The organism is Nannocystis pusilla (assembly GCF_020073745.1).
In the GTDB taxonomy this organism is placed as follows: Bacteria; Myxococcota_A; Polyangia; order Nannocystales; family Nannocystaceae; genus Nannocystis; species Nannocystis radixulma.
In genome coordinates this window covers 172,946-185,161 of record NZ_JAIRAU010000047.1, presented here as the reverse complement: position 1 = coordinate 185,161, position 12,216 = coordinate 172,946, and the positions used below count along the sequence as shown (strand labels likewise).

The 12,216-nt window shown below is 68.1% G+C and carries 10 protein-coding genes; 3 read left to right on the top strand and 7 right to left on the bottom strand.

Going from position 1 to position 12,216, the window contains the following annotated elements; translation table 11 throughout:
• Positions 1-71: 71 nt before the first annotated feature.
• Positions 72-542, bottom strand: coding sequence for a hypothetical protein (locus K7C98_RS33890; RefSeq protein WP_224195985.1), 471 nt, complete (start codon positions 540-542; stop codon positions 72-74).
• Positions 543-723: 181 nt separating this feature from the next.
• On the opposite strand from K7C98_RS33890, the gene K7C98_RS33885 reads away from it, so the two are divergent.
• Complete coding sequence (locus K7C98_RS33885; protein ID WP_224195984.1) at positions 724-1,236, top strand: DUF1993 domain-containing protein; 513 nt, start codon at positions 724-726, stop codon at positions 1,234-1,236.
• A gap of 92 nt (positions 1,237-1,328) precedes the next feature.
• Positions 1,329-2,939: a GMC family oxidoreductase gene (locus K7C98_RS33880; protein ID WP_224195983.1), complete on the top strand. Its 1,611-nt coding sequence runs from the start codon at positions 1,329-1,331 to the stop codon at positions 2,937-2,939.
• 152 nt (positions 2,940-3,091) lie between these two features.
• Here the strand turns inward: K7C98_RS33880 and K7C98_RS33875 are convergent, their stop codons facing one another.
• The 4 genes from K7C98_RS33875 to K7C98_RS33860 form a co-directional block, all read right to left on the bottom strand.
• Entirely contained in the window at positions 3,092-3,352 is a 261-nt protein-coding gene (locus tag K7C98_RS33875; RefSeq protein WP_224196213.1) for a hypothetical protein, read from the bottom strand.
• A 47-nt stretch (positions 3,353-3,399) separates the two neighbouring features.
• Positions 3,400-4,137, bottom strand: a complete 738-nt coding sequence (locus K7C98_RS33870) for a hypothetical protein (RefSeq protein ID WP_224195982.1) — start codon at positions 4,135-4,137, stop codon at positions 3,400-3,402.
• Positions 4,138-4,718: 581 nt separating this feature from the next.
• Positions 4,719-5,726: a hypothetical protein gene (locus K7C98_RS33865; RefSeq protein WP_224195981.1), complete on the bottom strand. Its 1,008-nt coding sequence runs from the start codon at positions 5,724-5,726 to the stop codon at positions 4,719-4,721.
• A 542-nt stretch (positions 5,727-6,268) separates the two neighbouring features.
• Positions 6,269-7,159 (bottom strand): DUF4062 domain-containing protein, encoded by an 891-nt coding sequence (locus K7C98_RS33860; RefSeq protein ID WP_224195980.1) that lies wholly within the window; start codon positions 7,157-7,159, stop codon positions 6,269-6,271.
• 460 nt (positions 7,160-7,619) lie between these two features.
• On the opposite strand from K7C98_RS33860, the gene K7C98_RS33855 reads away from it, so the two are divergent.
• Positions 7,620-8,789, top strand: coding sequence for a hypothetical protein (locus tag K7C98_RS33855; RefSeq protein WP_224195979.1), 1,170 nt, complete (start codon positions 7,620-7,622; stop codon positions 8,787-8,789).
• A gap of 231 nt (positions 8,790-9,020) precedes the next feature.
• On the opposite strand, the gene K7C98_RS33850 is transcribed toward K7C98_RS33855, so the two are convergent.
• A complete protein-coding gene (locus tag K7C98_RS33850; protein WP_224195978.1) occupies positions 9,021-10,853 on the bottom strand; it encodes a hypothetical protein in 1,833 nt (610 codons plus the stop codon).
• A gap of 375 nt (positions 10,854-11,228) precedes the next feature.
• Positions 11,229-12,188: a hypothetical protein gene (locus K7C98_RS33845; protein WP_224195977.1), complete on the bottom strand. Its 960-nt coding sequence runs from the start codon at positions 12,186-12,188 to the stop codon at positions 11,229-11,231.
• Positions 12,189-12,216 lie beyond the last annotated feature (28 nt).

The following is a 12,216-nucleotide window of genomic DNA, read 5'->3' as shown; positions in this document are numbered from 1 at the left end:
GGCACGTCCGGCGTCGCGGGTGAGGCGACGAGGTGGTGGGTGACGACCACCGGCAATTCCGGCGTGGGATTCTAGCCGCGCAGGACGCGGGCGAGCACGCCGAGGCCCATGTTGGCGGCGTTGCAGACGATCATGACGACGCCGATCCACCAGAACCGCCGGCGCACGGCGGGCAGCTCGTCCTCGCGGGCGAACACGCGGCGCGGCCACAGCGTGAAGCTGACGTGGAGGAACAGGGCCAGCGAGATCAGCAGCAGCGCGACCTTGACGGCGACGAGCCACGACCACGGGGCGGGGGTGGCCCGGTGGGCGAGGGCGAGGGCGACGCCGCTGGCGACGATGGCGGCGATGCCGGCGAGGACCTTGTAGCGGGCGCCGTGGACGACGCTGAAGATGAAGTCCTCGAACTCGGCGGCGCGGGTGAAGAACCGCTCGGCGCGCGGGTGAAGGATGAACACGCTGAAGACCATCGCGCCGATCCACACGCCGCCGCCGAGGACGTGGACGGCGATCGGCACCGCGCCCGCAATCGCCGTGCTCATGGCGCGGCGAGCCTATCACGCGGGGGCCGGCGCCGGGGCACCGGGGGCTGCTCAGCGCGCCGTTCGATCGGGGCAGGGGGACGCGGGCGACGCGGCTGCGCGCGCAGACGTCCAGCGTGCAGCGGCCCGCGCGTCGCCATGCGCGATGAACGGGGGTACCATCCGCGGCCGGAGCACCCGGATGAACCTCTTCGACATCTCCATCCCGCACATGAGCCGCAGCGCGGGGCAGGTCCTCGTGTGGCTCGACAGGGCCCAGGCGCACGCCGACGCGCGCAAGTTCGACGTAAGCGTGCTGCTCACGGCCCGCCTGGCGCCCGACCAGTGGCACTTCACGCGGCAGGTCCAGCAGATCGTGGCGACGCCGCTGCGGCTGGCCAGCCTGCTGCGCGGGCAGGCGCCGCCGGACATCGCCGAGATCGAGCCGAGTGTCGCGGCGATCCGTGCGGCGGTGCAGTCGACGCGCGAGCGGCTGGCCCCGCTGCGCTCGTCCGAGTTCGCCGACGCGGCGGAGCGGGTGATCCCGCTGCCGTTCATGCCGGGCAAGGGCCTGGCGGCGCCCGACTTCGTGCAGCAGTTCGCGCTGCCGAACTTCTACTTCCACGCGGTCACGGCGTACTCGATCCTGCGCCACCACGGGGTCGAGGTCGGCAAGCCCGACTTCATCGCGCCGCTGTCGTTCCGCGATCTCTGAGATCGCGCGCGCGCTGCGGGCTGTGACGCGGCGCAACGTCCGCCGCGGACGCTGCAGGGCCGGCGTGGGCGCGTGATAGAGTCCGCGCGCGCATGACCTTCGATCCCGACGCGTTCGACTACGTCATCCTCGGCGGCGGCTCGGCCGGCTGCGTGCTGGCCGGGCGGCTGACCGAAGATCCTTCGGTGCGGGTGCTGCTGCTCGAGACCGGCGACCGGGCCGAGCGACACCCCGAGACGCTGCGGGCCGACGGCTACAAGGACGCGTTCGTCAACGACGCGCTGCTGCACCACCGCTTCAGCGTGAAGCAGCCGGGCTGCGGCGGCCGCCCGCTGTGGCTCGGCTCGGGCCGCGGGATGGGCGGCAGCGGCTCGATCAACGCCATGGTGTACCTGCGCGGGTCCGAGGCCGACTTCCGCGCGTGGGACGTGCCGGGCTGGGGCTGGTCCGACGTCGTGCCGGTCTACGAGCAGCTCGAGCGCGTGCTCGACGTGCGCCCGCGCGAGCCGACGGCGTTCACCGAGGGGTGCATCGCCAGCGCCGAGGAGGCGGGCTTCCACCGCGAGCGCGACCTCGACAACGGGGCGCTGCTCGGGGCGCTCGGCTACGAGGCGATGAACTACCGCGGCGAGCAGCGGCGCAGCGCCTACGTGGCGTTCGTGCAGCCGCACCTCGAGCGCATCAACCTGGTCGTACGGACAGGTGCGCACGCGCACCGGCTGGTGCTCGACGACCGCCGCCGCGTGGTCGCGGTCGAGTACGAGGAGGGCGGGCAGCGGCGCACGGCCCGGGTCCGGCGCGAGGCGGTGCTGTGCGCCGGGGCGCTCGAGTCGCCGAAGCTGCTGATGCTGTCCGGGGTCGGCCCGCGCGACGTGCTGCGCCAGCACGGGGTCGAGCCGCTGTTCGACCTGCCGGGCGTCGGCGAGAACCTGCACGACCACCCGAACGTCCAGCTGTTCTACTTCGGCAAGCGCGCGGTCGACTGCAACTACCCGCAGCTGTACGGGTTCCACCGCGCGCTGCCCGACAGCGACCTTCCGCCCGACCAGGCCGACACCTGCTATGTGTTCTACCCGGCGCGCTCGTCGTTCCGCGAGGCGACGATGCGCATGGTCCCGGCGCTGACGGTGCCGCCGGCGCTGTACCAGCGGACCTCGCTGCCGCGCGTGGTCAAGGCCGGGGTGGGCATGGCCTTTCGGCCAGGTTTCGTCCGCCGCGCGGTCGAGCGGGTCTACGGGGTGGTGGTCATCCTCGGCAAGCCGAAGAGCCGCGGCACGGTGCGCCTGGCGGCCGCCGACCCGCGCGCGCACGCGGCCATCGACCCGGCCTACTTCGCCGACCCCGAGGACATGCGGGTGATGATCGCCGGCGTCCGCCTGGCCCGCCAGATCGCCGCCGGCCAGGGGCTGCGGCCGTGGGGCGGCCCGGAGGTGCTGCCCGGCTCGTTCGTCCGCTCGGACGCGGCGATCGCGGCGTTCGTGCGCCGCATGGCGATGACGACCTACCACTTCGCCGGGACATGTCGCATGGGACAGGTCCCAGGGAGCGTGGTCGACCCGCAGCTGCGCGTGCGCGGGATCGACAACCTGCGGGTCGCCGACGCGTCGGTCATCCCCGAGGTGCCGGTGTCGGCGCTCAACGCCCCGAGCATGATGATCGGCTGGCGCGCGGCCGACCTGCTGCGCGCCGCGGCGGCCGGCTGACCGGATGGCGCGATGCCGTCATCGACTCGCCGTAATTGACGCGAGAAAGCGTCTGTTCGGGGGCCGGTCCCTGGCCGTCGAGCAGGCGCTCACGGCCCCTCGCCATAGGGCATTCCACGCCGAGCCGACGACGGCGGTTGGTCACTCACGGCTTAGAAATCGTGTGAGCCGAGCGCTGCTTTGTCCTGTCCGGTGACGGGTTCGACGACTTGCTTGGGCAGGCGATAGCGGCTGCCCAAGCCAGCGCGAGCGAGCCTGAGTCGTATCGCGTAGGCCCTCGTTCCGGGTCGCTTGCCGAGTGAAACGAAGCCGTCCAGGTCATCATCAGTTGCTCTCGGGTCGGTGAAGTTGCGCTGCGCCTTCTTGCTGGGCGTACCGTCAAGCCGGTGCTTCGGATGCTCCGCGAGCACCATGGCCGATTTGGGCGATCAGGATGGGCAGCATTTCCGTACATAGTCGCCTACTTGGGTGTTCCCTGTGACTCCTCGTCGCCCCCACTCGGCTTCTTGGTACCCTTCTTGGCCGTTCCCTTCTTCTCCTTCGGCGCGCGGGCGCTCGGCTCCCGCGGAGCTACTCTGTCGTCAGTCTCCGGAAGGACTGCGGAGGGCTCAGCATCTCCGGTCGAAGCCTCGCTGCCGACCACCGCGGCGGATTCCGCGACTTCTGGGGCTTCAGGGGCGACGCTCTCCGATCTAGCGTCTCTTCGCTTTCGCTCGGTTTTCGCGTGTGGCGCCTCCTCGACATCGGGCTGTCCGTTCATGTCGTATGCCTTGTCGACCGAGCTGCTAGCGCCACCGCGAGGACTCGAGGCGAACACCCGCTCGAGCTCCGAGACGCGGTTCGAGAGGCGAAATGCGTAGATCGAGAGGCTCAGGACCGAGACGAGGGTGAACACCGCGAGTAACCATGTTCCGGACACCAGTGGCGACCAAGCGCGGGGGTCGACGGCCTCTTTACTCCCTGCAGAGACGGCATTTGAAACCGCTCTCTCGCTGACCCTGAAGTCCACGTTGTCCAATTCCGCATAGGGTACGAGGCCTAGCCCATCTCGGCCGCGGGCTTCGTCTCCACGTCTACCTGTCGCCGCGAACACGTTCTCCTCTCCTCCCGGAACACGGGTTGAGGAATCTGTCTCTTCCCGACGAGTGGGTGTTTCCGTGTTCGAGGCTGCTGCCGACTGCTCGTCAATCGTGCTCATTCGTCTGCTGCCCTTAGTCCAGGAGACATTTCCCGGCATAAAAGATACCGAACAGTTCTCCGCCATTGCGTATGCTAGGAGACCATTCGTGTCGATTGACCCCGTTAATTCGGTCGATCTCCCTCAGATCGACTTGGCGACAGGAGACGCTGACAGAATTCCCCACCGCGCGGCCCGATGATGAGCCTGGGCTCTTGCCCCGCACCTTGCTTTCGAGCGCTAAGCACGCGTCCTGATTCAGCCTACACACGGTGAGCGGCTCGATTGTGTTACCGACACGCCTGCTGTAGCAAAGACAATTGCACTTGCCCAAGCACATCTCACCGAGATCTCGAGCGGCCTCGACCTCCGATAGCTTGCGCCTCAATTCGTAGCGATTGTCTTCACTCCCATTGCCGCTACTGTCGCTACCCTCCTGCGCCCCCCCGGCCAGCGCGATGCCCAGGTTTTCTCCCGGCTCGGAGATTCGGGGCAGAAGCAGGGCGACCAGTGAGAGCGCCGTGGCGATTACGACAATCGCTGTGTACATCGTCAGCGATCGGACCTGTCGCTCTTGCTCGAGTCCTTGGTGCGCCTGAGGTCTATCCATGCGCCATCTCCTGCACGAACTCTCGTGCATCTGTGGAGCCCCTCCAATGCAGCAACTGAAACCGCCGAAGGATCTCCGAGAACGCAACGGCGACGTTCTCGCCCGTCCTTGCGCTGACGAGGTACGCTCCGAAAAGTCCCTCAACCTCGTTTGCTCGTGCCGCCTCCCTCAGTAGATTTAGGAGCGGTGCATAAAGGTTGCTCACGTAGTGCTCCATATTTGAAGAGGAGACCCCCTCAAGGCACCCTCGTTCGACAAGAATCCGGAGCAGGTCGATCTTGTTGACGACCAGGATAATTGAGCAGACCTGTCGTCGATTGAAAGTCGTCTCGAGTATGATCTCGATCGTAAACTCGCTGATATATTTGCACTGCTCATCCACGCGCTCTTGGATCTGCGCCCCTGTGTCGTGCGAGTACTGTTCGAGCAGCACTGCGTCGCATACTGGGTTTCCGACCGCATCGCGACGCTCCCTGAACAAATCCACCACGAATATTATCGCGTTGATCCGCCGATCGCCGGGTGGGCCGAAGAAACTAATCGGAGGGTCAATAACGAGCTGCGAGAGCTTTTGCCCTTGATAATCCGCGAGGACGATGTCGAAGCGGGCTCCGCCGAGATCGGTCACGCGTGGAGCGCGATAGACGTTGAATGTTTTTGTGGACTGCTCGGCGCGAGTCGTTCCCGTCAAGACTTGACGGATGAGGCTAGTCTTGCCCGAGCGGCCGAGACCGATCAAGAGAACGCGGCACTCGGGCGTCTCACGTCCCTGGCCTGTCTCGGCGACAGCGTCAAGCCAAGGCTTCGGTGGGGAGAAGAGGACCCGTCCGGTCAGCGCGCCGAGCAGTACCACCACGAGCGAGAGGGCCTGGATCGCTGGTACGAATGCCTCGGGGGGGTGAGCGAACATCAAGGCGAGAATGGTGACGAAGAACGTCCCTGCCTGGAGGGCCAGCAGCGCGATGAGGCGTCGGCGTCGCGTCGTTGAGGTCGCCGTCATCTACGCACCCAATCTCTCCAGGTGCCTTCTGAAACTGGAGGCCAGTTGTTCTTGAATCAAGTCCGCCCGCCCATTGCCCGGGAGGCCGGGAAATTCGATCGGCTCGGCGAAGCTTGGGCTTCCGGGTTGCTGACGGAGTTGGATTCCAATGTGGAGCGTGAAGGGCTTGACAAGCCTCCGGACACAACAGAGATAGTGTATGAGATCGGTCAACGCCGTGCGCGGGGTCGGCGGTGCGTCCGGCGCGTCGATGCCGTCTAGTCCCTTACTCATCAGGAGCGCCTGTTCATGTACGGATTCGAACCTAAGAAAGATGCTCTCAATATCGGGAGCGTGCGAGGCTTGCACTCCTGTCGGACTTGGCACGGTGCGCGGCATCGGCTGGGTCAGCGGCGGTGTGTAGCGGTTCGCGTCGACGCTGCCCTCTCTCCGCGTGCTGAGCAAGTGCGCACGTTCCGGGGGACGCCCTAGTCGTTGTACGACCAGCGCAACACCAGCGAAGATGCCCATAAAGATGCAGATGCTCACAAGTGCATCCATGGCTAGATAATCTCCCAGACACGACTCGACGACCGAAATGTGAGCGGTTGCCGGAGATGTAGATGGAAGAGGTGTGGTAGGCTGTCGTCCGGGCGTGCGCTCGTCACCGCAGTCCAGGGAATCTGGGCAGTGGTCGCTGGTGGGGTATGACCGCGAAGCTCATGCTGAGGCACTCCATCTGACCCCATCGTAATCCGACCGTAAGGCACTGAAGGCATCTCCACGGTGAGCGTGGCATAGTCATGGTCCCTCAATCGGGCGAAGGAATGGGTGACTGCAAGGGCCTGATGGCCATCAATGGTGAGGGGTTCTATCAATATGCTCTTGCGATCTTGGGCCAAGGCGAGGGTCCTTGTGTAGGCTGCCGCCGCGTCCGGACCGCGGGTCCAGCCTCGGGGGCGGAAGCGGCTCTCGTTAGCGATTTGGATCTCACGGGTGAGCGCGAGGCTGACCAGGCCGCTGAGTTCCTTGTCTTCGCTCCATTCTTTGTAATAGTGAGATTCTCGAATTCGTGATATGAAACGGTTGAGCAGTTTCTTCTGCTTAGCGTTCGCCTCGACCATGTCGCCGGGCGTTGCGCTCCTCCGCTGAACGAAGGCGAGCACGGGAAGGTTGAGTGATTTTGCAAAATCGTACTCCTTCTCGGTCCAGGACAGTCCGGTTTCTTGATCTATGGATCCGTAGAGTCCCGCGATTAGGAGAATATAGAAGTCCGAGTCCTGGATCGTCCGTTTGATAATACCCCATCCCCGATCATCTGTGGCTGGAAAAGCTTCCATTCCCGCGGGGATATGATCGAGCCCGAGAACAGTCCACGAAACTTCCCGACGAGCCTCATGAAGGTCTCTGTAAGTCGACGAGATGAAGATCTGGTATTTGACGCGCTGATCCATTGCCTCCCCCGGGCCGGGTATCCCCGTGCGGAGGTGAGGCTATCGTTGCGCCTTGGAGTTGTCCAGACTCGGAGGCGCAACGAAGAGAACGTCGTTACTCAGCGAAACTGAGCGATGTTCTTGCTGCCGTGCAAGGCGAGCGCTCCATGGGGGACTTGGCCTCCGGGTGGATGACGCATCGGCCATGGGATCGTGCGCTCGATGGCCGACCACGTGATGCCCACTTGCCCGTCTCTCGATAGACGTGTAGAGGATGTAGCGAAGCATCGTGAGGCGAGTGCAGAGTGCAGAACCCTGCGAGAGAGCTTGGAGCGCCGATCGGGGGCTTCTCTGCGGCGTCCTTGGCGTAGCGACGTTGGTCACCTTCAGCCTGGCGACGGCCTGTAGAGGCGCGCCCACGCGAGCAAGGGACGTGGCTCCGCCGGCGTCCTTTTCAGCCGCAGCTGCTGGCCAGGCCGACGTGCCGACCGATCCGGTGATCGAGGCGAGCGAGCGGATCGTGGCAACTGCGAGCGGAGGGCCCCGCGCGCACGTCGATGTGTCGGCACGGACCCCCATCGGCTCGTCCGATCTGGGGGTGCACCGCAGTATAGTCAGTCCCGACGTCCAGGCCGGGCTCCGCGAGTTCGTCGGTGAGCTCCCCGGCGAGGGCAACGTTTGGGCCGGCCAGCTCGCCGGCAACGGCGGACGCGACGTCCTGATCTACATCCCGCCTGGTGCCGACGACGACGCCGCGTTCCGCCTCGTCTTTCACTTCCACGGCACCAACAGCCAGCACATCGAGCGCCGCGCTCCGGGGGCTGCCAAGGAAGCCTGGGTCGGTTGGGATCGCCTCACCCAGACTCTCGATGGCGCCCAGGCGCTCCAGCTCGCGGTCGCCGACAACGTTGCCCTCGTCTATCCCTTCAGCGCCGGCAAACGGATGGAGCCCGAGTGGCAGGGGTGGAGCAACAAGGTCTACGACAGAATGTGGATGCACCCGGCGCCACCGACCTTCACCGACGACTTCGCCGTCCTCCATAGCGAGGTCGTCCAGATCCTCACGGAGCGCCTCGGCGTCCACCCAACCAAGCTCCCGGCGCGGGTCCTCGCCGAGGGCCACAGCGCCGGCGGGATCGCCCTCCGGAACATCGCCCGTTCGGGCACCGAGTTGGTGAGCGACTATCTCTTCCTCGACGCTGGTTTCTATGCTTGGGCCGACGGCTGCCACGCCGAGATTCGAGCCCACGGCGTCGACGCCAGGGTGATTCTGGTGATCCGCGACGGCGGGATCGCGGATCCGATGCGAGGGCCCGACCCTTGGTGCGTCGAAATGCCTGTGCTCGCCGTGACCTGGCCTGAAGTGCAGGCGAAGTGTGCCGCCGATCCGAAGCTTCGACCCCGCGGCGACGGGATCACCTGCGCCCGGTGGCGCGCACTCGCCGAGGACTGGCCCCGCGTAGCGACCTGGTGCGAAGCGATGAAGGAAGACATGCGCGGGGTCGCCGACGTGATTGTCCACCGAACCAAGGTCTCCCACGGCAAGCAGCCCCGCGCCTTCTTCGGTGGCCTCCAAATCCCGGCGCTGATCGGCACCTCCGCTGCGTCCGCATCGCTCGGCCGCAGAGGAACGCGTCGAGCGGGCCCTTGAGCGGGCGACGCGGCGCGGGCTCGGGGGCGCGGCAGGTGGTGGCTGAGAGCGGAATGATTGAGGTCGAGCTCGGCGGTGGCCGAGGAGCTCGAGCGCGTGATGACCGAGTGCCATGGGCTCACCGAGGAGCTCGCCGACCAGATCGATGCCCTGCGTCGGCGCGATCGCAACCTGTCCCGTAGAATATCCGTTGCGGAGCCGCGCGAGCTCATCGGCCGGATCGACGCTTTCTCAATCGCCGACGCGGGGTCCGAGCGAGAGCTCGAGGCGCGGGCGACCGGCGGTGATGTCGGTCTGGAGACGAAGGCTGCGCCCCGCCAGCAAGGGCTGCAAGAATTCCAGGCCCGACAGCCCCAGGGCGCCCGCCAGCTGCCCGAGGTCGTCGCTGGCGAGGTGTAGCGTCGGCCCGGAGACGGGCTCGTGCGCGACGTCGGCGAGCAGCCAGCGCACGGGTGCGCCGTCGGGGGCGACGACGAGCCAGCCTGTTTGCGCGTCGGGGTCGTTGGCGAGGGACGCGGTGACACCCGCGATCGATCCGGCGGAGACCGCGTGCGGCAGCCCGGCGATCGGCGAATCGGCGAGGGCGAGGCCGTTGAGCGGCGCGAGCGCGCGGGCGAGCGCGAGCTCGTCGGCCCCGAGGCGCGCGTAGGCGAGGCTCGGGTCGCCTGCGCGAGACAGGCGGAACCCTGCGCTGTCGATGCGCTCCGCCAGGCCCAGGAAGTCGTGGATCGCCACAGCGTCGGGCCCCGCGTCGGGCCGCTCGTGCCAGCGAGACAGGGACGCGATCAGGTTGGGCCAGGTCTCGAGGACGAACACGAGCGCGGCCAGTGGATAGCCGGCGTCGACGGTGAGGCGGTCGAGGGCGCCCTGGTCGGTGTATTCGCCGACCGCGAGCGGACCGAAGCCGGCGAGCGCGGGCAGCCGGGCCAGGCGGCCGCAGGCGAGCGCCTCGTGGCACAGGGCGGCCACGGGCGGCGCCGACAGACCTGCGACGGGCGGGCGGGCGAACAGCCCCTCGACCGTGCGCGCGGCCTCGTCGTCGACTGGCTCCCAGGACAGGTCGATACGGGCATCCGGTTCGAGCGCGACCGTCACGCGCAGGCCGGAGAACAGCCGGCGGGTGTCGCGGAGCCGGAGCGCCGCGTCGCGCATGCCGAGCGAGTGCTGGATCTGGCGCAGGCGCGCGGCGGGGTGAGTCTCGCGCAGGCGGTTCACCAGGAATGCGTGCATGCCGAAGTCGACGAGCGCCGGCACGGCCGGCCCGTGGAGGTACAGCGCGAGGTCGCCTGCACCCGCGCTGTCGCCGGGGAGCTCGGCGGGCGTGGTCGCAAGGGCGGAGGTGATCGCGGCGACGCGCGTCGGGTCGGTGGGTGCGCCGAGTTCGGGGTACGCCGAGATGAACAGGTCGGCGACGACGCCGTCGCCCTGGCGGCGCAGCAGACCGATGCCGGCGTTCGCGGCGGAGCAGACGTCCTGCGGCGGTAACAGGGCGCACAGGCCGGTGGCGTCGTGCGGGGCGCGGAACGTGTGGAGCAGCTTCTCGGGCTCCCGCGCGGGGAAGTGGACGCGGACGTGGACGTACAGCGAACCTGCCTCTCGGACCAGGTCGTCGGGCAGCGGCGGCGGCGGGGGGCCACCGAATGGGGTGGCGACGAAATCGAGATCGCCGGCGGGGTCGGGCACGGCGAGTTTCTGGACGCCGGTGCGGACGGCGGCGAGGGGGCCGATCGGCCGCATGAGGGTGGCCGTGATCGTGCCATCCGGATCGAGGCCGAGCGCGGTGACCGGATCCGCCTCGCGCAGGTCGACGCCGACGGCCGCGCTCAGCTCGCCGATGAACCCGCCCGCCGCCATGCGCAGCGCCGGTGAACGCCACAGCGCCGGCAGTGCGCGCGCGCGCAGGTCGAGGTAGAGCAGGCCGCCGTCGATGTGGCCCGGCGCCACGATGGCCGCCGGTGCCGGTCGATCCGCCGGCGTCGGCGTCGGCTCGGGCGTCGGTGGACTGACAGGCGTGCACGCGAGCACGAGGGCGAGCGCGGCGAGACGACCAGGGCGAGCGAGCATCCTGGCGAGGATGCCAAAAAATGAATCACTCGTGGGGGCGCTCGTGCAGGCCGCGCTCGCGGGCCGTCTCGCGTCGCGATGCGGCTCTGGCCTTGACGCCCGGCGGGCGGTCTGGTCGCTGCGACGAATGAGTGCGTCGCGGTGCTGCGAGACGCGCTCACTTCGTATCGGTACAGCCGCAACCGATGGCGGTGGCGTTGGGAGCTCGCTGCTGGATCTCGTCACTTGTAACGGTGGTGTGCGTACAATCGGGCCGCGCTCGCGGGCCGCGGACGGTCGGCCGAGAGGCGACAGACCGACGACCGGCCGGCGAATTGTGAGGACGGGGCGCCCGGGGCGTAGCGGCCCGAGTTCACGACCGATCCGCGCAGGAGGTCAGCTCTTGCCGCGCGCTGCCACGGCCTGGCCGACGAGGGCGAGCGCGCCGATCGCCAGCCACGCGATCGCGGTGACGCGCAGCGCCGTGGCCCACTCGGTCCACAGCACGCCGAGGTAGCGCTCGGGGCGGTCCCAGTAGACGAACGCGAGCTCGTCGAGGTTTGCGCCTGGCGGCACGAGCTCGCGGTAGCACGGCTTGTCGTCGGCGGGCACGCGCACGAGCGTGTCGGTGGCCGCGGCCCAGGCGTCGCGGCAGCCGCGGTCGTCGAACGAGAGGTCGTGGCAGGCGGCGTAGACGTGGACCGGATCGTCGGGCCGCCACGACGACGGCACGATCGGCGCGATCGCGGGCTGATGGGAGGAGAACGACTTGCCGCTGCCGTGCTGGTGATACGCCTTGGCCAGGCGCGAGGCGTCGACGCGGGCGTCGCCGACCGCGAGGCGCACGAGCTCGGGGTGCCGCGCGGCCTCGGGCAACGACAGCGCGCCCTGCTCGCCGCGGGCGACGCCGCCGTATTCGCCGAGCGGCACGCCGCCGAGGAACGCGAGCGTCGCCGCGACGACGAGGCCGACGCAGCCCCACACGCCGGTGAGGACCCGCGGGACGCCGAGCACGAGCGTGGTGAACCCGCCGGCGAGGAGCGAGCCGGACAGGTACGTCACCAGCGTCCCGAGGCCGAGCAGGGCGGCCGCGGCCGCGGTGGCCACCCCGAACTCGCGCGCCCGCTCGAGCAGCCTCCGCATGATGCCGCCGAGGGTGCAGGCGGACGCGACGGTCGACAAGGCGGCCGCGGGGCCGGCGATCGAGGCCTTGTGGCGAATGGGCGGACTCGCGGCGGGCCCGCAGGCGGCGACGAACTCGGCCGCGACGGTGGCAGACTCGACCGCCTCGATCGACGATTCTCGCCGGTCCTGGTGCGATGATTCGCAATACGCGGGCAATCGTTGCAGGGGCAAGGGATCGCGCTACGCTCGGCCTGTCCTG